Origin of the sequence: Ruegeria profundi (assembly GCF_049800715.1) — a bacterium.
GTDB classification, from domain to species: Bacteria; Pseudomonadota; Alphaproteobacteria; order Rhodobacterales; family Rhodobacteraceae; genus Ruegeria; species Ruegeria profundi_A.
Map to the genome: position 1 here is coordinate 1 of NZ_JBNAFO010000024.1, position 25,208 is coordinate 25,208.

Annotated in this window: 17 protein-coding genes and 1 pseudogene; 8 read left to right on the forward strand and 10 right to left on the reverse strand. The window is 53.2% G+C overall.

The features are described from left to right. Positions 1–85: 85 nt before the first annotated feature. From ACP15L_RS22320 to ACP15L_RS22335, 4 genes are all read left to right on the forward strand, one after another. Positions 86–1,437 (forward strand): IS3 family transposase gene (locus ACP15L_RS22320; RefSeq protein WP_425084199.1). Its coding sequence is split into 2 segments (ribosomal slippage): positions 86–422 and positions 422–1,437, totalling 1,353 coding nucleotides; the frame shifts between segments, so codons are not numbered across the junction. A gap of 433 nt (positions 1,438–1,870) precedes the next feature. Beyond that, complete coding sequence (locus tag ACP15L_RS22325) at positions 1,871–8,866, forward strand: GAF domain-containing protein (RefSeq protein WP_425085826.1); 6,996 nt, start codon at positions 1,871–1,873, stop codon at positions 8,864–8,866. Between the two features lie 3 nt (positions 8,867–8,869). After that, on the forward strand, positions 8,870–9,211 hold the full coding sequence (locus tag ACP15L_RS22330) for an Hpt domain-containing protein (protein WP_425085827.1): 342 nt from the start codon (positions 8,870–8,872) through the stop codon (positions 9,209–9,211). Further along, a complete protein-coding gene (locus tag ACP15L_RS22335; protein WP_425085828.1) occupies positions 9,204–10,229 on the forward strand; it encodes an adenylate/guanylate cyclase domain-containing protein in 1,026 nt (341 codons plus the stop codon). Before ACP15L_RS22330 ends, ACP15L_RS22335 begins: the two co-directional genes overlap by 8 nt. Before the next feature lie 541 nt (positions 10,230–10,770). Here the strand turns inward: ACP15L_RS22335 and ACP15L_RS22340 are convergent. The 3 genes from ACP15L_RS22340 to ACP15L_RS22350 form a co-directional block, all read right to left on the reverse strand. Continuing rightward, positions 10,771–14,559: an autotransporter domain-containing protein gene (locus ACP15L_RS22340; protein WP_425085840.1), complete on the reverse strand. Its 3,789-nt coding sequence runs from the start codon at positions 14,557–14,559 to the stop codon at positions 10,771–10,773. Between the two features lie 388 nt (positions 14,560–14,947). After that, a complete protein-coding gene (locus ACP15L_RS22345) occupies positions 14,948–15,391 on the reverse strand; it encodes an ester cyclase (protein ID WP_425085829.1) in 444 nt (147 codons plus the stop codon). Positions 15,392–15,471: 80 nt separating this feature from the next. Then, positions 15,472–16,143, reverse strand: a complete 672-nt coding sequence (locus ACP15L_RS22350) for an amino acid synthesis family protein (RefSeq protein WP_425085830.1) — start codon at positions 16,141–16,143, stop codon at positions 15,472–15,474. A 224-nt stretch (positions 16,144–16,367) separates the two neighbouring features. Here ACP15L_RS22350 and ACP15L_RS22355 point away from each other — a divergent pair, with 224 nt between their 5' ends. The 3 genes from ACP15L_RS22355 to ACP15L_RS22365 are packed head-to-tail and all read left to right on the forward strand — an operon-like array spanning position 16,368 to position 18,078. Then, a complete protein-coding gene (locus ACP15L_RS22355) occupies positions 16,368–16,814 on the forward strand; it encodes a thiol-disulfide oxidoreductase DCC family protein (protein ID WP_425085831.1) in 447 nt (148 codons plus the stop codon). Beyond that, positions 16,811–17,662, forward strand: a complete 852-nt coding sequence (locus ACP15L_RS22360) for a methyltransferase family protein (protein ID WP_425085832.1) — start codon at positions 16,811–16,813, stop codon at positions 17,660–17,662. The genes ACP15L_RS22355 and ACP15L_RS22360 overlap by 4 nt, the downstream gene beginning before the upstream one ends. 17 nt (positions 17,663–17,679) lie before the next feature. Next, positions 17,680–18,078: a DUF4149 domain-containing protein gene (locus ACP15L_RS22365; protein ID WP_425085833.1), complete on the forward strand. Its 399-nt coding sequence runs from the start codon at positions 17,680–17,682 to the stop codon at positions 18,076–18,078. Between the two features lie 10 nt (positions 18,079–18,088). Here ACP15L_RS22365 and ACP15L_RS22370 read toward each other — a convergent pair whose 3' ends face one another. The 3 genes from ACP15L_RS22370 to ACP15L_RS22380 all read right to left on the reverse strand — a co-directional run bounded on the left by ACP15L_RS22370 (position 18,089) and on the right by ACP15L_RS22380 (position 21,195). Further along, positions 18,089–19,183, reverse strand: a complete 1,095-nt coding sequence (locus tag ACP15L_RS22370) for an ABC1 kinase family protein (protein ID WP_425085834.1) — start codon at positions 19,181–19,183, stop codon at positions 18,089–18,091. A gap of 231 nt (positions 19,184–19,414) precedes the next feature. Further along, positions 19,415–19,888, reverse strand: a complete 474-nt coding sequence (locus ACP15L_RS22375; RefSeq protein WP_425085835.1) for a DUF427 domain-containing protein — start codon at positions 19,886–19,888, stop codon at positions 19,415–19,417. Between the two features lie 188 nt (positions 19,889–20,076). Continuing rightward, positions 20,077–21,195: a pyridoxal phosphate-dependent aminotransferase gene (locus ACP15L_RS22380; protein WP_425085836.1), complete on the reverse strand. Its 1,119-nt coding sequence runs from the start codon at positions 21,193–21,195 to the stop codon at positions 20,077–20,079. A 41-nt stretch (positions 21,196–21,236) separates the two neighbouring features. Here ACP15L_RS22380 and ACP15L_RS22385 point away from each other — a divergent pair, with 41 nt between their 5' ends. Next, on the forward strand, positions 21,237–21,992 hold the full coding sequence (locus ACP15L_RS22385; protein ID WP_425085837.1) for an N-acyl homoserine lactonase family protein: 756 nt from the start codon (positions 21,237–21,239) through the stop codon (positions 21,990–21,992). Between the two features lie 48 nt (positions 21,993–22,040). On the opposite strand, the gene ACP15L_RS22390 is transcribed toward ACP15L_RS22385, so the two are convergent. From ACP15L_RS22390 to ACP15L_RS22405, 4 genes and pseudogenes are all read right to left on the reverse strand, one after another. Further along, complete coding sequence (locus ACP15L_RS22390; protein ID WP_425085838.1) at positions 22,041–22,769, reverse strand: SDR family NAD(P)-dependent oxidoreductase; 729 nt, start codon at positions 22,767–22,769, stop codon at positions 22,041–22,043. A gap of 319 nt (positions 22,770–23,088) precedes the next feature. After that, positions 23,089–23,301: a hypothetical protein gene (locus ACP15L_RS22395; RefSeq protein WP_425085839.1), complete on the reverse strand. Its 213-nt coding sequence runs from the start codon at positions 23,299–23,301 to the stop codon at positions 23,089–23,091. A gap of 193 nt (positions 23,302–23,494) precedes the next feature. Next, positions 23,495–23,647: pseudogene (locus ACP15L_RS22400) on the reverse strand (thermonuclease family protein); the annotation flags it as partial. A 124-nt stretch (positions 23,648–23,771) separates the two neighbouring features. Beyond that, positions 23,772–25,123, reverse strand: a protein-coding gene (locus tag ACP15L_RS22405; protein ID WP_425084199.1) for an IS3 family transposase whose coding sequence is annotated in 2 segments (ribosomal slippage) — positions 23,772–24,787 and positions 24,787–25,123 — 1,353 coding nt in all. Because the reading frame shifts where the segments join, the coding sequence is not laid out codon by codon here. Positions 25,124–25,208: the final 85 nt, after the last annotated feature.

Here is a 25,208-nt window from a genome sequence, read left to right on the forward strand (position 1 = left end):
TGTCTGACGTCAGCGCCAATGGGACAGTTTAGGTCGATTTGATAAGAGAGGGTTTCTGGCTCATCGTAACCGCCAAGGAGTGGAGATGAGAAAGAAACCCGGAACCAAGCAGAGCCACGGTGAGAAGGTCGTAAAGGACATTCGCCGTGCGACCCGCAAACAGTATTCCGCAGAAGAGAAGATCAGGATCGTGCTGGACGGCCTAAAAGGCGAGGACAGCATTGCAGAGCTGTGCCGTCGTGAGGTCATCGCGCAGAGCCTTTATTACAGCTGGTCCAAGGAATTTCTGGAGGCCGGCAAGAAACGTCTGGCAGGCGACACGGCCCGCGCGGCAACTTCCACCGAAGTGAAGGATCTGAGACGGGAAGCCCGTGATCTGAAGGAGGTGGTTGCCGAACAGGCTCTTGAACTGCGGTTGCTCAAAAAAAGCATGATCGCGGATGGGGACGACGACGCATGAGATATCCCGCATCCGAAAAACTGGAAGTCATCCGCTTGGTTGAGCAATCGCATCTGCCGACCAAGCGCACTTTGGAGAAGCTGGGCATTCCGAAGACCACCTTCTATCGCTGGTACGACCGATATCTCGTCGGCGGCCCCGAGGCGCTTGAAGATCGTAGACCCACGCCGTCACGGGTCTGGAACCGCATTCCCACGCCAGTGCGCGAGAAGATCAAGGATCTGGCTCTGAAGGAAAGTGAGCTTTCCCCGCGTGAATTGGCTGTTCGCTTCACTGACACAGAAAAGTACTTTGTGTCAGAGGCTTCGGTCTACCGCATCCTCAAGTCTTACGATCTGATCACCAGCCCAGCCTATGTGGTTTTGTCAGCCGCAGACGAGTTCCAGGACAAGACAACACGACCGAACCAACTCTGGCAGACCGATTTTACCTATCTCAAGGTGATCGGCTGGGGCTGGTTCTATCTCAGCACGATCCTGGACGATTACAGCCGCTACATCATCGCCTGGAAGCTTTGCACGACGATGAAGACCGAGGATGTGACCGACACACTGGACCTCGCCCTGCACGCCTCAGGCTGTGATCAGGCAACGGTGCTGCACAAGCCACGTCTGCTCAGCGACAACGGGTCCAGTTACATCTCTGGTGAGCTTGCCGAATGGCTGGAAGATCAGAAAATGGATCATGTTCGAGGGGCACCATACCATCCGCAAACTCAGGGAAAGATCGAGCGCTGGCACCAGACGCTCAAGAACCGCATCCTGTTGGAAAACTACTATCTGCCCGGTGATCTCACGCAGCAGATTGACGCCTTCGTCGAGCACTACAATCACCGGCGTTATCACGAGAGCCTGCAAAACCTCACGCCCGCTGATGTCTACTTCGGACGCGGGCAGACCATTCTAAAACAACGAGAAAGGATCAAACGAAAGACTATCGAAACCCGGCGCTTGCTTCACCGCAAAACCGCCGCATAATCAATCTAACCAGATGAGACAGATACTCTCTTAGATCACGCCGCCATCCGTCCCAAAACCCCTGACAACGGACAGACCTGAACATAAATCTTCAAAAGCCGTTTGGGTGCCGCACAATACTGCATTGATGCGAGGCTCGCGGCCGCACTCGCTTCGAACAATGTCAGATTAAGCACCATTCAGGTTGAGCTTAGCGGTTACCGGCCAATCATCTCTTTTGCGCTAGAACCAGCTGCGATCACCTGCGAAAGGAGTTTCAAAGCTGCCCTCACCATCAGTTTGACCGCACCTTTTTCGCCCATGATCACTCCATATAGTGATTGATTGAAGCGCGTGGAGCATATCCCTAAAAGAAACTCTGTGACTTCTATCGTATGCCATCTAAACTCCGGTCTTGTGTGTTTCATTAGTTTGCGTGGGGGCACGAACGCAGGTGGGTGGAAAGAAGGCATCAACAGAGACTGCTGATTCAGCGTCGTCATCTTCGCAAAGCTCTGGGCTCAGCGCGGATGATCAGCAGGCTCGGTTCGAAGCCACCGCGCGGGTTATGCAAGCGATCTCCGAGACCAAGGATGACATCCAGCCAGTATGCGACCTGATTGTAACGCTGGCAAAAGATCTGTGTGATGCCTTTTTTGCCGGTCTGGTACTCGGGCGAGAAGGGGATGCTCGTCAGCAACTGGTTGCCAGCGTCAATTTACACCCGGATATCCAACAGCTCTGGCTCGACGGTAAATACACAATGGAGCCAGGCAACTCCATTGTGACTGACACTATTCTCAGCGGTGAGACAAAACGTGTTGTCGACATGGGCGACACCGATTTCCATAAATCGGGAGATGAGCGCTTTAAGCTCATTGTCGACACGCATGGGTGCAGGAGTAATCTCTTTGTCCCATTGAAAGTGGGTGGCAGTGCAATCGGATGCCTGATGTTGGCACGGGATGAGGTGCGACCTTATTCCGACGATCAGGTCCAGCTGGTTGAAACTTTCGCCGCACAAGCGGTCATTGCAATCGAAAATGTTCGCCAGTTTAGCGAGTTGCAGGTGCGTCTGGCGCGTGAAGGTGCCACGCGTGATGTTCTGGAGACGATCAGTCGGTCTCGGGATGATGAAGCGCCGGTATTTCAGACGATCTTGGAAAACACGGCCCGGCTTTGCGAAACAGATGTAGCCACGTTGAGCCTGCTAAATGAGGCAGGAACGCATTTGGAATACGCCGCCCATTTTGGTGATCAATTGGCTACATACAAGGTCGGCGTGGATCGCTGGTCTCTGGAATCAAATTTACAAATTGCCGAGTCCGTGCGGGAAGCGCGCGTCATTCACAACGTCGATTTGCGCGAGACAGACCACTACATCAATGGTGATCCTTGGCGTCGGCAATTGGTTGATGAGGAAGGTGTCCGTTCGTTTCTGACGGTTCCTTTGATGTCAGCAAATGGTGACCCTGTAGGTGTCATCGGGATTTACCGGCGCGAAGTACGACCCTTTTCCGATGACGAGATTTCTTTGGTCGAGAGCTTTGCCGCGCAAGCCGTTATTGCCCTCGATAACACTCGTCAACTGAAAGAGCTGCACACTCAGCTGGAACGCCAAGCAGCGACGCAGGAGGTTCTAAGTGTTATCAGCAAAAGCCGGGACAATGATGCACGAGTCTTTGAAGCCGTGCTTCAGCAGGCCACTGAAATCTGTGACGCAGATCAGGCGGCGCTGGTTTTGGTCAACGCTGCGGGAACCCACATTCAATTGGCCGGTGCATGGGGGCATGATAGGACCGACGTCGAATTGGGGGAAGAGTGGCCTCTTGATGGTTCGGTCACGGCGGCGGCTGCGATACGAAATTGCAAGGTTGTACGCGTCGAGGACATCGCCGACACAGAGTTCTACCGCTCGGGTGATCCTACTGCTGTTACAATGGTCGAGGTCGAAGGCATCAGGTCACGGGTCGTTGTGCCCCTGATGCAGGGGGAACAGGCGATAGGTGCTATTGCGGTTAGCCGCCGCGAAGTGCGCCCGTTTTCTGATCCCGACGTGCAATTCATCGAAGAGTTCGCCAAACACGCGGTCATAGCGATAGAAAACACGCGCCAATTTCGAGAAGTTCAGGAACGACTTGAGCGCGAAAAAGCATCGCGAGAAATCCTCGAAGTCATCAGCCGGAGCCGCGACGACGAAAGACCTGTATTCCAAAGCATTCTCGAAAACTCCAGCCGTTTGTGCAAAGCCCCACTGGCGTTTTTATGTGTCGCTGATAACGAACGCGGGCTCGCAACGATCCCGGCTAATATCGGCGCAAGAACCGACTTTGACGAAGCGCTCAAAAACTTTGTCGAGCCGCTAACCCGCACGGAATTAATTGCGATCAAACCAATGGTCGATGGCGAGGTCATTCGCCAGGACGATATCGCGGACGACCCCCTGTACTTCAGGGATCGTGACCCGAAACGGGTTCAGATGGTTGAGATTGAAGGAGCCCGCTCGGTTCTGGCAGTTCCGTTGATGAAGGATGGCGTGGGTCTCGGTGTAATTGTCCTCTACCGCCGTGAAGTTGCACCTTTCTCAGACGACGACGTGGCACTGGTTCAAACCTTCGCGGCTCAAGCCGTGATCGCAATGGAGAACGTCCGCCAGTTCCGCGAAGTTCAGGATCGCACAGCGGAAGTGACGCAGGCTTTGGAATACCAGACTTCCACATCCGAAGTGCTGCGGGTGATTTCGGCGTCACCAAATGAGTTGGCCCCTGTTCTCGATGCTATCCTCAAAGAAGCGTCGCGGATTTGCGAGTTGCAAGATGCCTATGTTGCGATGTTGAACCCCGACGATCAGCTTTTTCATGTTCATGCGATTCTTACGCAGGACACGACCTTTGCGGAATATGTCAAAGCGCATCCTATTTCGCCTGATGAAAGCGGTGTAAGCGGGCGAGCCATTCTGTCGAAACGCACTGTCTATATCGAAGATATTGAAACCGAGACCTCTTATACTTGGATAAAAGACAGCGGCGTCGGGGAATATCGGTCCGTGCTCGGGGTCCCATTGGTCAAGAATGGCGAGGTCGTGGGTGTAATTTCGGTCGGATCAACCGAGGTTTCGGGATTTTCCACCAAGCAGATTCAGTTGTTAGAAACCTTTGCCGACCAAGCCACTATCGCCATTACGAATGCCAACCTATTCCGGGAAGTGGAGGAACGCACTGCCGAAGTCGTGCAGTCACTGGAATACCAGACTGCCACGTCAGAAGTATTGGATGTCATCTCTCGCTCGCCCAACGATCTTCCTCGAGTGCTGGATGCAATCCTGGAAGTTTCCTCGCGTATCTGCGACCCAGAATATGCATTCTTCGCAATGCGGGATGCTGACGATGGGTTGTACCGTGTGGCCATGTCCCACAATGTGAGTGATGCGTTTCTTAACTATTTGTCAGACAACCCCATTGCTCCTGAGGAAGGCTCGTGCATCGGCCGCACGGCTCTTCATGGCAAGACCGTCTACATAAAAGACACGCGTAAAGATCCGACCTACACATGGAAATTGGCGGCAGAGATTGGTGATTACCTCACCACTCTCGGCGTCCCCTTAGTCAGCGATGGCGTGACCGTTGGTGTTATTGTCATGGCCCACCGGAAGCCCGGGGCGTTTAGTGAAAAACAGGTCAACCTGTTAGAGACATTCGCATCTCAGGCTGTGATAGCCATCAACAACACCCGGTTGTTCAAAGAAGTGCAGGCACGCACTGCAGAAGTTGAAGAAGCGCTCGACTATCAAACGGCCACTTCTGAAGTACTGGGAGTGATCTCGCGCTCCCCAAATGAACTCGAACCAGTACTCAAAGCTATTTTGCAGGTGGCGGTTCGCATCTGCAAACCCGAAGCGTCTTACGTCGCACTTCTAAACGAAGAAACCGGAATTTATGACGTTGCTGCGACCCACAATTCCGCCGCAGCGCACAACGACATCATAAACCGTCAGGTGTTTGTTCCAGACAAGGGCACGACCACGGGACGCGTCGCGCTAACAGGCAAAACGGTGTACATTGAAGATTTTGAGCACGACCCGGATTATGCTTGGAAAGAAGAAGCACTGGGTGCCGGATTTCGTTCATCTTTGGGGGTTCCGCTCGTAAAGGATGGGGCTACACTCGGTGTGATTTCACTTGCTCATTCGAAAATTGGGGCGTTTTCAGACAAGCAGATAGCCTTGGTTGAAACATTCGCCTCGCAAGCGGTAATTGCACTTGGAAATGCGCACCTATTCGACGAGGTGACAGCCCGAACTGCGGAAGTTGAGGAATCGTTAGAGTACCAAAAAGCCACAAACGAGGTACTCGAAGTTATTTCTCGGTCTCCCGACGCATTGGAGCCTGTACTGGAAGCATTGCTGGCCGTTTCGTCCCGCATTTGCCGTCTACAGGATGCCTTCGTGGCGCTTAAAACACCCGAAGATGGGAAGTACCATTATTTTGCCGGACACAATGTGTCGGCCAAATTCGCGGATTTTTTAAAGGCGCATCCTTTTGAACCCGGGGAAACATCAGCCACAGCGCGTGCGCTTCTGCATGGAAGGGCTGACTATGTTGAGGACACTCAAGCTGACACCAATTATGATCCGCTGCTCAAGTCCAATCTCGAAGGCTATCGATCCGTTCTTTCCGTGCCACTGATCCGTGATGGTGACACAATTGGTGTTATCAGCATGGGGAGTCGAACAGCGGCCGCTTTTGACGAAAAACAAATAAAGCAAATGGAGACCTTCGCGTCTCAGGCCATAATCGCAATTCAGAACTCGCAACTCTTCAACGAAACGCAGACCGCACTCGCGCGCCAAACCGCAAGCGCGGACGTCTTGAGAGTAATCTCTGAATCCCCAACAGATACCAAGCCGGTTTTTGAAAAGATTGTCGGACTGGCGACGACCCTCATAGATTGCGACCTGTCGATTGCCATTCAGGCGAACAAGACTGAACTTTGGCAAATCGCCGCCGCGACACCCGATGGCGTCGAAGAAATCACTTGGACAGAGCGCCTGCCAATTGATCCCGAAGACAATTTGCCCTCTAAGGCAATCAAGAGCGGCAAGACCTTGCATTTGCCCGAATGGCGGTACGATGAGCTACCCCCACGCGATCAAGAGATCATCCGCAGGAAAGGGTTCAAGTCTTCGCTGACAGTGCCTCTGATGCGCGGGACGGAATGCTTCGGTGCCTTGGTGTTCATCCGAAAAACTGCCAAAGTTTTCAGCGAAGATGAAGTCGCCATCGCCGAGTCCTTCGCCGATCAGGCCATCATCGCGCTGGAAAACGTTCGCCTGTTTAATGAAACGCAAGCTTCCCTGGCACGTCAGACTGCGAGCGCGGACGTTCTACGGGTGATCAGCCAGTCTCCTGACGACATCAAGCCAGTCTTCGAAGCAATCGCAGAAGCAGGTGTACGGTTGGTTTCCTCTGATATGGTTGCGGCCATGACCGCTCAAGGTAACACGTTCGAGGTGCTCGCGCGGGTGAGTGCAGACGGTGTTGCCACCCTTGAAGGAAACCAAAGTTTCCCTATCGACCCGGATCCAATGTCCAGCTTTCCCGCGCAGGTTCTTCATGAGAAGAAGATGCTCCACCTTCCGGATTGGGATACGCTCGAACTCTCACCGTTCGAACAGATTACGTATGACCGGCATGGCGTTCGCGCGGCTCTGTTGCTGCCACTAATAAAAGGCAAGGCGTGTCTGGGTGTGTTGGTGTTCGCTCGGAAAACAGCTGGCGCCTTTACCAAAGATGAGATCGACCTCGCCTACTCGTTTGCAGACCAGGCGGTAATTGCCATCGAGAATGTGCGTCTATTCCGCGAGGCTGAAGAGGCGCGAAAAGTTGCTGAGGAAGCAAACGAAGCAAAAAGCGCCTTCCTGGCGACGATGTCCCACGAAATTCGAACCCCCATGAATGCCGTAATCGGGATGAGCGGGCTGTTGATGGACACAGAGTTGGACGCAAAACAAAGCGACTACGCCAATACGATCCGCGATAGCGGCGATGCGCTTTTGGGTATCATAAACGAGATCCTCGACTTCTCGAAAATTGAGGCCGGGCAAATGGACATCGAAAACCATCCGTTTGACCTGCGCGAATGCGTAGAAAGCGCGCTCGATTTAATCAGCGGCAAGGCTGCCGAGAAACAACTCGATCTGGCCTATGAGTTCGATGACGCGCTACCGCTGGCGATTAGCGCCGATCTAACGAGATTGCGGCAGATTCTGCTAAACCTTCTTTCCAACGCAGTGAAGTTTACCGAAAGCGGCGAAGTAGTTCTGTCTGTTGAGCAATCTGCCGAGGTACAGGGAATGCTCGAACTGACGTTTAAAGTCCGAGACACCGGAATCGGCCTGTCCAAAAAAGGCATGAGTCGACTATTTCAGTCTTTCCGTCAGGCAGATAGTTCAACGACCAGGAAATATGGCGGCACTGGTCTGGGTCTTGCGATCTCGAAACGCCTCGCCGAACTTATGGGTGGGACCATGTGGGCTGAAAGCGATGGCGAGGGGAGCGGTTCCACTTTTATTTTCAAGGTCCAGGCAAAACCCGCAAAGCCAGTTAAGTCGTCTTCTCGCAATCTTATCGGCGTTCAGCCTGAACTTGAAGGAAAGCGAATTTTGATGGTAGACGACAATGCCACCAATCGTAAAATCCTGTCTCTTCAAACCGAGAAATGGGGCACACAGACCACGACCTGTGCGTCTCCGTTCGAGGCGCTGAGCATAATAGAAGAAGGCGTCGAGTTCGATTTGGCCATTCTCGACATGCATATGCCCGAAATGGATGGAGAAGAGCTTGCCAAAAAGGTTCGCGCCAAGAAGCCAGGTTTGCCACTCATCCTTTTCAGTTCACTTGGTCCGCGAGACATAGACCTGGAAGATGAGCTCTTCGCCGCCAACCTCGCCAAACCTTTGCGCCAATCCCACTTGTTCGACACCCTGGTCACACTGTTCGCGACTGAAAAGGTGCGAGTAAAGCCGTCCAAACCACAGGACAAACCTCAAACAGATCCGGATATGGCGACGCGACATCCGCTGCGCATTTTGCTGGCTGAGGATAATTTGGTGAACCAGAAACTTGCACTCCGACTGCTCGAGCAGATGGGCTATCGCGCGGATTTGGCCAGCAACGGTGCTGAGGCGGTCGAAAGCGTCAACCGGCAAACATACGATGTCGTTTTCATGGATGTGCAAATGCCCGAGATGGATGGTCTTGAAGCTTCTCGCCGTATCAACAAAGCGTATTCGGATGGAAGTCGCCCTCGCATAATCGCGATGACCGCGAACGCAATGCAGGGGGACCGTGAGATGTGCCTGGATGCAGGGATGGACGACTATATCACCAAACCAATCCGCGTACCTGTCCTAATTGAAGCCCTGTTAAATTCCCCAAGAATAAGAAGGTGATCCATGACAGACAGCCCAATAGACCATGAAATCTTCATGGAGCTTAAAGACGCCACAGGCGAAGAATTCGCAGCCGAGCTTGTGAACACCTTTCTCGACGAAGCGCCCGGCATGATTGACGAATTGAAAGCGGCTGCGGGCGCGGCTGATGCCGACCGATACCGCCGTGCTGCGCACTCCATTAAGTCGAATGCAAATACCTTTGGGGCGATTGCTCTCGCCGAACGGGCTAGGAAAATCGAGCTCGGAGAGCTGCCTGAAGCCGGGGACCTTACAGACGCGACGGCGCTGGAAACCGACCTTACCATTACTGCAGCTGCTTTACGGAGTCTGATTGATGACTGACGCCCCCGGCCACTTGCTCATTGTCGACGACAACAAGGTGAACCGCTTGCTTTTGTCGCGCAGCGTAGAGCTATTGGGTCACCAAGCATCTGTCGCGGAAAACGGCCGGGTTGCGATGGAGATGTTGTCTAATCAGCCGTTTGACTTGCTTTTACTGGATATCGAAATGCCGGAAATGGACGGTTTCCAGGTTCTGGAGGCCGTCAAATCGGACACTGAACTGCGCGATCTGCCGGTAATTGTGACGTCATCTGTTGAGGGTCTGGACAATGTCGTGCGGTGCATTGAATTGGGCGCTGAAGACTACCTACCAAAACCAGTCAATAAGACACTCCTCAGTGCACGCGTCTCCAGCGGTCTTGAAAAGAAAAGGCTCAGGGACGAACAAAAAAGACTGCTAGAGCGCTTTGCAACAACGGAGGTTGCACAAGACCTGCAAGAATCCGGTTTTGCGATAGGAGGCAAACGTGCCAACGCTTCGGTCCTCTTCTGTGATATTCGCGGCTTCACGACCTTGTCTGAAAATCTCGCCCCTGAGGAAACAATCGACCTGCTCAACACTTTCTACACGTTGATGTTCGAGGCTGTTACCACCAATGGCGGAATTGTCAGCCTGATGTTGGGAGACGGTTTGATGGCTCTTTTCGGAGTTCCGCAGCCGCTGTCCAACTCCGCGCAAAGTGCAGTGGCGGCAGGGCATGAAATGCACAACATGATTGAGATATTAAATCTCGAAAGGCGCTCAGAAGCGAAAAGTGACCTAAAAATCGGTATCGGAATAGCGACTGGAGAAGTCGTCGCTGGTTATGCCGGAACGGACAGCCGGGCGACGTATACGTGTATTGGATCCACTGTAAACCTTGCGGCACGCCTTGAGGCGGAAACGCAGAAAACTGGAAACCGAATTCTTATTGATCAAGAAACCTGTGATCTGTTGGAAAGGGCTAATGTATTGGAGACATATGTCGGCACTAGGATCAAAGGTTTCTCCGATCCGTTCGACATCCATGCGATATGACCATCCATTCAATGTGGTAAGCGCATTCGCGTCGGGTGCGGGTGCGCTCACGAATTTGTTTTCGCCCAGAGATTTCATTTTGGCCAGGTAATTAGGGACTAGATATTGTCAGACTTTGCAGAGTCCGCTTTCTGCGCATTCCTGTCGTTGGGGCATCGTGCAGCATAGGTTAATTTGGGGCTCAATGCGGTCGTTCAGCCAAATTCATGGAACGACTGCAATGCGGACAAAGCGTGCTTTCGCAGCGCATAACCTTACGGCAGCTTTCAGCAATTTGTGAATGCCACGAAAAACCTCAAGACGTCGGGAAGCGGACACTCGCTGCAGATGCAAGTCCATTTGGCAGCAGGCGCAAATCGACCTTTGCGACGACGATTTCGGCTAGTTACCTATACACAAAAAATCCCTCTGATATCGTGAATGGAGATCTCTTTGTCACGCCTGACGAAACGAAACGGGCGCTCCCATGGTTGGGAAGCTAGCCCGATTGAAAAGGCTTTTCGGCAACAACAATCGACCAATTGTGCAGCCGTCCGTAGGTTCAAAACCTTATGGAAGCTGTGAGTTCTCCAACAATACTGGAACCACCACCAAAGGTTGATTGAAACTCACCGCTGAAGCCTACCGATCTGTTTCCGTCTGCAGAAATATGTTCAAGCGTAAAGCCAAGAAACCCAGCAGCTGCATCTTCTGTGGACGCTACGAAAGAAAAGGGCGTCGCCGCTACGATCGCGTCTACATCGTCAGAACCTGCATCGAAAGTTGCGTCAACTCCAACTGTCCAGTTCAGGTAGGTGCTCGATCCATTTGCACCCTCGTAGAGGCGAGGGAAGTTCAATTGCGCCCGCGTGTTGAAGACTGAAACGTTCCAATCTTCGACCGTTAGAGGAAACGCGGTTCCTGTTTCGGTATACTCGTCAAGCTTCAGAAATACATAGCTTGCGCGAGCACTGAAGAAGGCAGGTATTGGCAAAGCGTTGACGGGGGCCGAGATCGAAAGCGATGGAGCAACGAACATCCCATCAAAATCGCCTTGCGCTTCGCCGCCATCAACGTTTCGAGTCACTTCATTGTCGGTTATGCCAGCAAGAAGAGCTGCGTTGATGCGATATTGTCCGTAGTCTCTTTCGAGGTAAACACCGCCAAAATATGACTTGATATCAGTATCACCTGCGTCCTGATCCAGCGAGATGCGGCTATCGTCGTAGCCAACAAGAACACCAAAATCGCTGTTTCCGATGAGCTCATTCGTTTCAGCACCGACCACAAAACCGTACATTCTATGGCTGAAACCAAGACTTGAGCCTTCTTCTTCAACATCGCGATCTCCGCCGAAGGCTGAACCCCAAACATAGGGACCACCATCCTGTTCGGCATACCCGAAAGGACTCAGATTCCTGCTGACCTGACCATCGGATGAGCCAAAGTCATAGGGGCTGGCGGTTTCAATCGTATTGAACACTGCGTCGGTCAGATCGCTGATAAAGGTGCCTTGGGCCACAAATCCTGTCGTATCCACCGAAACCGCCGTGAGGCCATTGTTGATCAAAACGCCTGTACCATCGAAATTGACGACTTCGGGGGCGGACGCAAGATCACTGTCGCTACCCGATGCATCTGCAAAGTTGACAACCGCATTCACCCCGGGCGCAAAATTCAGCGTGTCAATGTCATTCGGGTTCGTGCCCCCCATGCCATCATTGCCATTGCCGAAATCGACCGAACCGGTCAGGGCTGAGCCGGGTTCGAGCGTCAACGTGTCGTTCCCGTCCCCGCCGAATACGATGGAGAAGCCTTCGCGACCGGTAATGCGAGCCGAGTTTGTTATGGTCGCGGCGGCATTGTTGTCACGATCTTCGACTTCGATACCGTATTCGAACGCATCAATATTTCCTGTGTTCAAAATGGTGATCGAACCCATTCCATCTACGTCCACTTCGATCCCGTTATTGTCCAGCGAACGCAACGCCCCGCTGTTGGTGACCCTCGCGTTGCCGTCACCGTTTAGCTCAATGTCGATCGCGTCGGAATCGGCGGTAAGCTGGGCAGAGTTTTCAATGCTGACGTCGCCACTTCCTTCGACATCCACTTCAATCGCATCGTCTTCGCGAGAGGTTATCCGACCCGAGTTTGTTATGAAGACATCGCCGTCTCCGAAGATTTCGGCGTCAATTCCCTCGTCGTTTCTTGCGGTTATGGATGCGGAATTTGTAATGCGTACATTTCCGTTGTCGGTCACATGGGCAAAGATTCCGTCAACTTCGGCATCGATGGTGCCGGTTGCCGAAATGGTAATATCACCGCTTCCGTCAATTTCCGCGTTGATGCCGTCAATGCTATCTGCCGCTATATCACCTGACGCTTCAACCGAGATGTTTCCGTCTCCGGCCACAAAACTTCGGATCCCGTGTTCGTTTGCATCGATATCGCCATTCATCGTGATCGAGATATTGCCGTCTCCATCAACTTCGGCTTCGATACCGTCATCCGAACCAGCTCGAATATCGCCCGTGACCTGAATACTGATATCGCCGGAATCCTCGGCGTCTGCGTCAATGCCAATAGCGCTGCCAGAGATATTGCCCGCCACTGTCACGTCGATCACGCCTCCGGGGCTGCCGGTTTCCACATCGATCGCATCACTGTCACGGGATTCGATATCGCCCGTCGCATCGACGGTTACATTCCCGTCCTCTGCGTTCGCAAAGATCGCATGTTCCTCATCAGCCGAAATGTTGCCGTTGGAGGTGATCGTTACGTTGCCCGTTCCATTGGCTGCACCGTAGACCCCATATTCCCTGCCGGTAACATCCCCAGAGCTGTCGATGACGACGTCACCCACGCCATTAACCGTTGCGTTGATGCCGTCGCCTGCTGCTTCACCGCTGACGTTGCCTCGGTTCGTTATGGAAATATCTCCGTCATTGGTCACAAGCGCGCGGATAGCGTCCCGTGCGGACGAAATGTCGCCCGACGAGGTGACATTGATATCTCCCTCTCCGCCCCTTTGGCGGGCAAATATGCCATCCGCATTGTTCCCGGCCGTCGTGATGTCTCCGGTCGAACGGATTGTGATAGAGCCGTCGCCGTCGTCTTGCCGGGCAAAGATCCCTCGGGCGTTGTTTCCGGTAGTCGAGAGGTCGCCCTCGGATTCTACGGTGATATCCCCGTCGCCGCCATTTTGACGCGCCAAGATACCATCAGCGTTATTCCCGGCCGTCGTGATGTTTCCGGTCGAACGGATTGTTATAAATCCATCGTCGTTGTCTTGCCGGGCAAATATCCCGCGGGCGTTTCTACGGGTAGTCGAGAGGTCGCCCTCGGATTCAACGGTAATATTCCCCTCGCCGCCATTTTGGCGCGCCAAGATGGCATTCGAGTTGTTGCCTTCTGTTGTGATATTTCCCGTCGATTGGATCGCGATATCGCCATCGTCATCGCTTTGCTGTCCAACTATCCCGCCAGAGTTGTTAGCTTCCGTCGAGATATTGCCATCCGACACCACCGAGACATCCCCTTCGCCACCACTCTGAAGAGCGGTGATGCCTGTAGACCGACTTCCAGCTGTGCTGATGTCGCCCACTGAGTTGACCGATACCGCGCCGTCTCCACCGTCTTGATTGGCGTTAATTCCGTCTGAACGGCTGCCCGATGTGTTGATCCGACCATCTGATACTACTGACACGTTGCCATCACCACCTTGTTGAGTGACGCCGATTCCGACGCTTCGGCTGCGTCCGGATGTTGTAACGTTGCCAGTCGAGTTCACCGAAACGGCACCGTCATCCTCAAGTTCGGATCGAATACCAAAGGAGCGCCGTCCGTTTGTTGCAATGTCGCCGGTCGAAGTAATCGAAACTGCCCCGGCGCCGTTTGCATCTACAACAATCCCATCCGCGCCATTGCCCGTGGTAACAATGCCGCCGGTTCCATTCGTCTGGATACTAAGGGTTGCGTTCCCTGATGGTGTGGAAAAAGTAACGCCGTCGGTTCCACCGCCAGGTGCAATTCCTGGTGCAGTAACACTATTGATATTGAGCGTTTCGATTGTGGGTCCGCTTGCCTGGACACCCGACGAAACATCTCCCGTGCAGGTGGCGACGTCATCCGCAACAGTGCACGGACCGTTTGACGGAGGAACAACCGTTTGCGCACCCAATGGAGTTGCCACTCCGATCGTTGCCCCCAAAACTATCGCGCCGGCCGCAACCGGAACCGCGAAGACGCAAAATAAGCCAGGTCTAGCCCGATGGTTGTTAGTAGACTGTGATTTGGAAAGCGCCGCCGCATGACGGAGCGCTCTACGGTTCAAACCGCATACTCGAAACATCTTGTTCACCACTTAAGGGTGGTTTGGAAACCACTACCGTTTTTTTTGGCGGAACTCTCCGCGCACATGTCAGAGGCAAAAAAATGATGGCTTTTTGATGTTCCAATTAACGATGTATTAACAAACTTCTGAATGGCCTCTTACATGATGCAATTTGATCACATGTATGATCTGAAAAACCGATAAGCGGCAGCTTTAGACCGTCCTTTGTCACGTCAAGGACAGCATTGCGTGGTGCCCACCAGTAAACACATTGTGCGGCATTTGCCAGTTTAGGCTCGCAGTAGTCATTCGACGAACTCAGACAAACGACCGCAGTGCGGACAAACCTGCTATCCGAGAAAAGAAACCTTTGAATTTGGATTTAACCGAAGCTCGAGTCAGCGCCCTATTTGACCAGTCCAAGTTGTTGCGCAATTGTGGCGCTGTCATAGTAGTCACGTCCCTCAACCACCTTCCCGTCCTTAACACGCATCACCGAGCAGTAGCGGACTTCAGCCCGCCTTCCAGTTGGTGGAAATTCTCCGAGGCTTGAGCGCAGTGTACCTGTGTGCGTGCCCGTGTTTCGGAACTCGACAGTAGCCCATTCGCCGCATTGGCTGACCACGACATTCTCAACTTTGCACAGCCCATCTGGGAAAGCCTCGCGCCAACGGTGGTAGTCTGCTTTGTATGCTGCCTTTCCGGGAAGTTTCTCGCCACGCGCGACGTCCTCAAAGTCGCAATCCTCAGCAATTACAGCTGCGCCTCGGTCGGGGTCACGCATATCCCATGACTCGTGAAACTGCCGAACTATTTTCTCCGTGGGGTGCATTGCCTTGATACCTCTCATTTAAATGTGGGCAGTGTGCACACGCACTTACACCGACCATTCGAAGACCACTCATGGGAAGAGAATGGCAAAAGAAACTTCTATGTTTTAATGGGTCCACTTCCGCATCTCGGGATGGGGCGACCGCGATCAGCATATGCCAAAAACCTGACTATTTCTTCGGGGCGCGGCCCATCCGGTACACAAAGCGTCATTGTATCGAAATGATCAAAGGACCAGGGGTTGTCTTTGTGGCCAAGCGGCAAATCGATTGAAGTTCCAGCCGCTCCAATCTTTACGTTGGATGGAATGACTGCGTCGCCTCCATTGGCTGCGGCTCGCATCGGACCGCCGAGTCTGGAATGTATGACTGCGCCACCGTGCTCCATATCTCCGGAGACCCCAACAATCGCGGCCTTCCCATAGGATTCGGGCGCTCCTTTAAGCTGCGAAACGGCTTGTTCAGCGAGTTGTTGCCCAAGTTCAGCCCCGATCTCAAAAAGCGCTGTAAGGTCAGCTGCGAAACGGCCTGCAATCGGGTTTCGAAAAACTGCAGCAGCCGCAACGCGGCAAACCTGTTCGCATGGCTCGCCAAAGGCATCACACGTTATGTGCTCTCGCACTAATACAATCTTGCGCGTTTCGACCATGAACACCCCCATTTGCCTTGTCGAGGCATAGTGCTGACAATGCAGCTGCGCGTCGACTTCAATTTTCCCCACTGTCATGCAGATGATGGTTAACCAAGTCCGCTTTGGGCGCATTGCTGTCATTGGGACATCACGCTGCATCGTTCAAAATTGGCTCGAAGCAGCCGTTCGCTGCGCCGTGCACAATGTCTGCTCTGCGGACAATTCTGCCTTTGAATTTAGCTAGCTTCTCCGCAAGTTGCGGCCTTGCACCACACCTGTTGCCGCTGCTGCACCCTCGTTTCTTCAGCATTTGCGCTAGCTCTTGAAAAAGATCGGGTGCACCCCACCAATAGAGGTCGAAGACAATGCACAAAACGGAACGAGTTGCGGTTGCAGTCAAATCGGACGAAGCCGATCAAGCGTGCACTACGGTGTACTACGACGGATCTTGCCCTCTCTGCTCAGTTGAGATCGGTCACTATGCCTCCTGCGAGGGTTCGGATGGTTTGCATTTTGTCGACGTCTCAAACCCCAATGTGCGTCTCGGCGAAGATCTAACGCGGCAAGCGGCAATGGGTCGGTTTCATGTGCGACGAGCGGATGGAAAACTTGTTTCGGGCGCGCGCGGCTTCACAGAGCTATGGGACGCTTTGCCCAAGTGGCGTTGGTTAGCACGTGTCGCACGCTTCCCCGGGATAATACCTTTGCTAGAGCTTGCGTATCGGGGTTTCCTGCCCCTTAGGCCAGTGCTCTCGCGGATCGCGTCTTGGGTCGGAGCAAAGCCGGTAAACCAGAAAGATACGCTTTCATGATCAATCCGGGCGATAGTCATTTCGAACGACTGGTCTGGCTCGTGAGAGGGGTTTTTGAACCCGCTCCTGGCACCGGTCGCATTATACTAGCTCTTTGTTTTGGGTTCATCGCTCACACCATCTTTGCCGCCGCCGTTCTTGCGATGGTGGTGGCCATGTTTTTTGGCATGAGCAAAAGCCTTGGAGCCGTGCCTTGGCCAACCGCCGCATTCGTCAACGTCATTTTGGTTCTGCAATTTCCGGTGACGCACTCATTCCTTTTGTCGGACGCCGGCAAGAAATGGCTCTCTAGCCTCGTCCCAAGTCCCCATGGCGCGACGTTGAGCACATCCACCTACGCAATCATCGCCTCGCTCCAACTGCTTGTGCTCTTTGCGTTTTGGACCCCCACAGGTGTCATCTGGTGGCAGGCAGAGGGCTGGGCATTCTACCTGATTAGCGCGCTTTATGCAGCGTCTTGGGGTTTGTTGGTTAAAGCCAGCTGGGACGCTGGGGCCGAAGTTCAATCCGGCGCGTTGGGTTGGATGTCATTAATGCGAAACGCCAAACCTGTTTTCCCAGATATGCCCACAACTGGTTTGTTCCGCGTGATACGCCAGCCAATCTACGTTTCCTTCGCTTTGACGCTGTGGACGGTGCCGGTGTGGACCCCAGACCAGCTTATTCTCGCTGTCGTGCTGACAAGCTACTGCCTTGCTGCACCGAAGCTAAAAGAGCGGCGATTTGAGAAGCTATTTGGTCAGCGTTTCCGAGACTATAGAGACAACGTTCCCTATGCGATCCCACGACGCGCCAGCAGCGTGAATCATTCGGCCAGGGAGTCGATGCGATTTATGAGCCGTGACTAATCAAGGAATGAATACAAATGCTTGAACTCGCTTTGCTTATTACCGCGCTTATGTTTGGTGGAACGGTACTCTATTCTTTCGGTTTCGCGGCGTTTGTTTTTAACGCGCTCCCAGCGGAGGCGGCAGGATCGCTTATAAGGCGGGCCTTCCCCCACTTTTACCTGTTTGTCACGGCCACAGCAGGCGCAGCTACTATTCTGCTCGTCGCCAGAGATTCAGTGTCCAGCGCAATTGTGGGAGTTATTGCTGTGACAACAGTGTTCGCACGGCAGGTTCTGATGCCCGCAATCAATAACGCTACAGACACAGGTGACACTCACCGTTTCAAGCTGCTGCACACGCTATCTGTCCTAATCACACTGGTTCATATCGGAGCCGCGGGTTTTGTAATTGTTCGACTTGCTGGTTTGGCGTGAATCGTGCCGTTCAGATGACGTACTTTTCAAGAAGCGTCTTCACGGGTAGCGAGGCATTCAATCGAGTGGCCAACAGGAACATTCCTCCAATCTTTCGCTGGAGGTAAAGAACGTCCATTGGCACCTGGGGTGGGATATAGCCGGCCTCAGCCAAGGACATGCCGTCTTTGTTCAGGCGTTGGGAAAGAGTTCGGTCAGAGAAATCAAATTCATTCGCAGATAGAATTGCTTCGAAAACGCTGCGGATCATTCCAAGGATCCGGTCGTCAAATGGGCCATCACCTTCAATTAGCTTCAGTTGCATGGCAGCCTTACGAAGCGCCGCACCGTCTTCAAGCAAACCGGCGCGCAACAGATCCATGTATCCATCTATTGCAGGTGGTCGCAGTGCGCGTGCCGCGCCAAAATCCAAGAGACTGACTTTTCCATTGGATGGGTTGTATCGGTAATTGGCAAAGTTTGGGTCGCTCTGCATGATACCAAACTCGAAAACCTCGCGCAGCGTGAGATTGACCAAGGCTTCTGAGACTCGATTGCGTTCCTCGATGGTCGCATCACCCACGGCTTCGATAGGGCGACCTTCAAGAAAGGACATCGTTAGAACTTCTGGCGTGCTCCAATCTGGATAGAATTCCGGGATTTCAAACGCTTCATCATTCTGCAGGAGGTCAGCAAAATGGCGCAGGTGCTGTCCCTCACGTTCATAATCGGTTTCTTCATGCAGTTGACTGCGCGCCTCTTGGATATACGGATCCAGATCAAAGTTCTTCGGGAGTAGACCCGACATCCGGACCAGAGTCGCGACATTCGCAACATCGCTGTCGATACTACGAGCGATGCCCGGATACTGCACTTTGATCGCCACATCGCGACCGTCTTTCAATGTCGCACGATGTACTTGCCCGATGCTTGCGGCCGCTACAGGCCTTACATCGAAGGTTTGGAAGGATTTTCGCCAACCTGCACCCCAGGCTCGGTTCAGGACGTCACGCAATTGTTTCGGCGGCATGAAATGCGCCTGATCTCGCAGACGCGCCATGATGTCTGCCAGTTCAGACGGCAAGACCTCACCTGCATCCATCGAAATCAACTGACCCACCTTCATCGCGGCCCCTCGCATGCGAGCGAGTTGATCCGCAATGCGTGTCACGTTGCCGGGTGTCATCAACAAACCACGCATGTCGGGTCGCGCACCTCGACCGATCTCTCCTAGGGCGCGTGCTGCCATGTTCCCCGCAATACCTGCCGTCATGCTGCTTAAACCGGCGACACGGGCCAAACGGCTAGTAGGAACTGCCAAAGGGGTTGATGAGGATTTAGGGTCGGTCATCAATACTCACCAAAATTCCGTGCCCGGAGCGCCTTTTATGCGACCCTTCAAGTTTTCGGTGACCCAGCCTCCATAAAAGTCCCCGGGTTGCGGGATCACCCGGTACTCACCAACAAAACAAGCGTCCATAAGTCCGGCGTAAAAGGCGAGATAGCCCTTAATCTGTTCAAATCTTGTGGTTGGTGCAGCATAACTCCACGCAGCTTTCTTTGCCGCGGCCGCCCCACTCTGAACATCCCAGTAGCTCGCAACACCCTTCCACTCGCAGAATGATCTACCCGAGGCCTTCGTCAGAACGGCATCAATGTCTTGCGGCGGAATATAATACGTGGGGGCGTGATGGGTTTCGAGAACCTGAAACGCCTGATCGGTCTCCACGATGGTTTGACCGCCGAGTTCGATCCGCACCCGATGGGGTACAGCCCGCAGCGCAGGTGGTCGCGGATAGTCTTGGACGTTTTCAGTTGTCCAACCTGTCATTTCGAACCTTGGTTATGAATCCGTTATTCCATCTTCGAATTAGCGCGCAACCAGCGCTATTCTAGCGGAAAAGCTGTCAGCACATGGCGGGTGAACTTGCACAATCAAGACGCTCAATGTCAGCTTTGATCGGGTAGCACTTTTTGACCGGCGTTGCAGGCCGAGAAGTCGAAATGAGTGTCTTAACTCTACCAGTTCGCCAACAGTTCGCCCATGCGCTCTAGGCCAAGGTCAAGGTTGGCAGCAGCACCTCCCCCCACACCCAGTCGGATGTGGTTCTGCATCCCGTAAGACGAGCCCGGTAAGAGAAACGTCCGATAGGGATCAGCGAGCAAGCGTTTGGCGAAAACGTCGCCGTCAATCCCATCGAGCCGTGCCAAACCAATCAATCCAGCCTGAGGTTTGACCCAATCGAGGCCGCGTTGATCGGCAACAAACCTATCCAGGCGTTCCAGTGTTTTCATCCCAGCTGCCCGTGCAGCTTTTATAGCCTGATTGTATCGGTCGGGCCTCAAGGCGATTGCGGCAATGACTTTGCCGAGAATATTCATAATTTCGCTCGAGTTTTCCCGCAGAATAGTAGCGTCCCAAATTAGATCGGGATCACGGCATATCATCCAGCCGGTGCGTAGCCCCTGGAGCCCCAGTGCCTTGGAAACGCTGCCAGTCGTGATACCCCTAGAATACAAACCGGCAATCGAAGGCGCGCGGGACCCGTCCCACTCCAATCCCGCGTAAACCTCGTCAACAACTAGCCATGCACCTACACGATCTGCGATTTGGACAAGCCTTTCCAGCTCTGCTTGTGTCATCAACTGCCCTGAGGGGTTATTGGGGTTGGTTATAAAGATTAGTCGAGTGCGTTCCGTTACTGCGGCCTCAACTTTGTCGAGCGGCAATACCCAACCAGCACTCTCTTCACGGTCGACAACTTTTAGCGTCGCGCCAACTGCCTTTGCCAATACGCCCGCTTGTGGCCAACCCGGGCGTTCCGCTACTACTTCTTCGCCCGGTTGGACCAATTGCATGAATGCAAGATAATTGGCTTCTGCTGCGCCGGCGGTGATCAGAACGTCGTCTGGCTTGCAAACATCAGACAAGCCGGCGCGGTCCAAGACATGTCGTCGTAAAGTAGGCAGACCCCGAAAACTCTTTTGGTTCCAATCCAACGGCAGCGCTGGATCCAGCGCATCCATGAACTCACCCAAACGCGGCGACTCTGACAAGGAAGACCCGACGAACGCATCGGGATCCGCTTCCGGAGTATCCAATAGATATTGAAAAAGTGTGTGTATCTTGACTTTCATGCTCTACTCAAAATCTTTGTAGTCAATCAGGGAGATAGTCTGTGCAAGTAGAGGGATTTGTCAAAGGGCGACCGATTGACCTTGCGGTTTTGGACTACGGGCTGTTCAAGGTCCATTCCACTGGCCGCATAATTGGTATCTGCGGGTTTCTGATCCGGACAGATTTGGGAGAAGCAATACTCATCGATACCGGGTTCCCCGAAAAATATGCCACCGCCACTGACGCCGCAGTCAAAGAAGATCGATTGTTCGAGTTTGGCGAGGTTCTGAGGTGCGAACCAGACAATCTTCCACGCGCACAGCTGGCAAAACTTGGGCTTATTCCGTCAAACATTACACTACAGATATGTACGCACACCCATATCGACCATATCGGTGCATTGGGCGACTTTCCAAGCAGTCCAATTCTTATCTCTTCCGCGGAGCGAGCCTTACCCCGCCCGTTGTACTGGGGCGATATGCGGCCTTTGGAATGGCCCGATCAGGATTACCTGGTTGTTGATGACGACGTAGAGATTGGACCAGGTATCTTCGTTTTGATGGCACCCGGTCATGCGCCTGGCCAGATCGCGGTAATGGTCGATCTTCCGTCGGGGACGGTTTTACTAACCAGTGATGCGATTTCCCGACCAGCAGAAATCGACGAGAAGTTTGCCGGGTCTTGGGACGAGGATGCAGCGATTGCCAGCGCAGACAGGTTGATGCGTCTGGCATCCGAGCGAGATGCGTTCGTAATCTATGGGCATTGTCCAAAGCAATGGCCTGTTCTGAAAAAAGCACCAGAAGTCTACAGCTGATCCCACCCCATGGACCATTTTCCATAAAGGCAACGGTGCGCCTAGGAGTTATCTGACGTCGCGCCCTTGATTCAGGACAATCACATTCCCACTGGAGACATCACCAGCCGGCGAAATTAGAAAACCGACCCAAGCGGCGATTTGCTCGGGCAGCATCGCGCGGCCATGCGGCATAGCATTAATGGCTTTCTCCAAGACGTCCTTGGTTAAGACATTGAACAACGGTGTCTCAGTCATGGCAGGTGCCAGAGAATTTACACAGATTTTTTCCTGCGCGTATCGACGGGCAAGGTCTTTCGTAAGTGTATCCATCGCCGCTTTTGACGCCCGGTAATGGGGAGGGTCGAACACATCGAAATTGTAAGCTCCATTCGATGAGATATTTACAATCTTTTTGATGCCTTCGCGTTCCAACATCAACTGAACCGCCTGCTGGCAACAGTGGAATGCAGAGTTAAAGTTTATCGCCATCTGCTTTTCGAGTTCCTCGGGCGGAATGTGCGGGAAGTCAGACATGAAGCAGGTGCCCGCGTTGTTTACCAAAGCATCCAGACCGCAATACTCTGACCTAATTCCATCAAAAGTATGAGCGATAGCAATGGGATCCGTTAAGTCAACGCAGATAGGCGTGAATTCCGAACCTAACTCAGTTGACGTTTCACCTAGGCCCTCCTCGTTGAGGTCCAGTCCAAACACGTGGAACCCATCTGCCCGCAGTTGGCGACAAATGGCTTGCCCCATCCCTCCCGCTGCACCAGTCACTACCGCTGTTTTCATAACAAATCCTCCCACCTTGGTATGTTTTGGGATACTCCGAGTTAAAGCAGAAAACTCACAACCCCTTTTTCTGAAAACCGAGAAAGTCAATTCCGTTTGAATTCAGCGCGCGTTCGTTTTGGGCTCAAGCTAGACTTTGCAAAGTCCGCTTTCTGCGTAGTGCCGACATTTGAGCTTCGCGTGGCAGCGAATTGGAGTTTGGTCCCGCAGAGCAACCTTTGGTTTTTTTCAAACCTGGGCCGCTTAGGTTCCCTATAGGAGAGGCGCTTCGACGTGGTCGCGTTCATAAAACAACGCACCGCCTAGTGGCTGAAGCCGACTACCCGGCAAAACTCCATCGCTGCAAAACGTCTCGCGCTCTTGCGATATTCATTGCGTTTACTATCTCGTTTTGTATTTCTTCACGTGCCTGATCATCAAGCACAAGCAACTCACTAAAACCACATGCACTGCAAGAAATAACTTCATTCAAAATTGTACTATCGGAAGAGCCGCATTCTGGGCACTTTGCAAGGACATCATCGTTGAACATTTCGCAACCTCTGGCCAGTTATTTCTAAACTAGATCGGTTGATTGATGTTTCACGGGATCACAAAGCGCCAACTGATTTTCTATTTGCGCAACTGACTTTCTCTCGTCCGTTTTTCCGCGTGTTTGCCAGCCACAGCTTTTTTCGAGCGTCGGGCATTTCCATAGACCGGTACTGTCCACCGGAGAATTTTGGCTAGTCTATCGCCAAACCACGTTTGACCATTTCAGCGGATAGATCACGGCCATCCTCAAGGTAGCACTTTGCAACAGTCCGTCCGTGGGTGTCTTGCTCGGTCACTTCGGCCCTAATTTTTTGACCCTTGCAAAGCGAAACGAGCGCCCATTTCGCCTTTTTGCCTGTCCGTTGTCAGGGGTTTTGGGACGGATGGCGGCGTGTGTCCGTTGTCAGGGGTTTTGGGACGGATGGCGGCGTGATCTAAGAGAGTATCTGTCTCATCTGGTTAGATTGATTATGCGGCGGTTTTGCGGTGAAGCAAGCGCCGGGTTTCGATAGTCTTTCGTTTGATCCTTTCTCGTTGTTTTAGAATGGTCTGCCCGCGTCCGAAGTAGACATCAGCGGGCGTGAGGTTTTGCAGGCTCTCGTGATAACGCCGGTGATTGTAGTGCTCGACGAAGGCGTCAATCTGCTGCGTGAGATCACCGGGCAGATAGTAGTTTTCCAACAGGATGCGGTTCTTGAGCGTCTGGTGCCAGCGCTCGATCTTTCCCTGAGTTTGCGGATGGTATGGTGCCCCTCGAACATGATCCATTTTCTGATCTTCCAGCCATTCGGCAAGCTCACCAGAGATGTAACTGGACCCGTTGTCGCTGAGCAGACGTGGCTTGTGCAGCACCGTTGCCTGATCACAGCCTGAGGCGTGCAGGGCGAGGTCCAGTGTGTCGGTCACATCCTCGGTCTTCATCGTCGTGCAAAGCTTCCAGGCGATGATGTAGCGGCTGTAATCGTCCAGGATCGTGCTGAGATAGAACCAGCCCCAGCCGATCACCTTGAGATAGGTAAAATCGGTCTGCCAGAGTTGGTTCGGTCGTGTTGTCTTGTCCTGGAACTCGTCTGCGGCTGACAAAACCACATAGGCTGGGCTGGTGATCAGATCGTAAGACTTGAGGATGCGGTAGACCGAAGCCTCTGACACAAAGTACTTTTCTGTGTCAGTGAAGCGAACAGCCAATTCACGCGGGGAAAGCTCACTTTCCTTCAGAGCCAGATCCTTGATCTTCTCGCGCACTGGCGTGGGAATGCGGTTCCAGACCCGTGACGGCGTGGGTCTACGATCTTCAAGCGCCTCGGGGCCGCCGACGAGATATCGGTCGTACCAGCGATAGAAGGTGGTCTTCGGAATGCCCAGCTTCTCCAAAGTGCGCTTGGTCGGCAGATGCGATTGCTCAACCAAGCGGATGACTTCCAGTTTTTCGGATGCGGGATATCTCATGCGTCGTCGTCCCCATCCGCGATCATGCTTTTTTTGAGCAACCGCAGTTCAAGAGCCTGTTCGGCAACCACCTCCTTCAGATCACGGGCTTCCCGTCTCAGATCCTTCACTTCGGTGGAAGTTGCCGCGCGGGCCGTGTCGCCTGCCAGACGTTTCTTGCCGGCCTCCAGAAATTCCTTGGACCAGCTGTAATAAAGGCTCTGCGCGATGACCTCACGACGGCACAGCTCTGCAATGCTGTCCTCGCCTTTTAGGCCGTCCAGCACGATCCTGATCTTCTCTTCTGCGGAATACTGTTTGCGGGTCGCACGGCGAATGTCCTTTACGACCTTCTCACCGTGGCTCTGCTTGGTTCCGGGTTTCTTTCTCATCTCCACTCCTTGGCGGTTACGATGAGCCAGAAACCCTCTCTTATCAAATCGACCTAAACTGTCCCATTGGCGCTGACGTCAGACA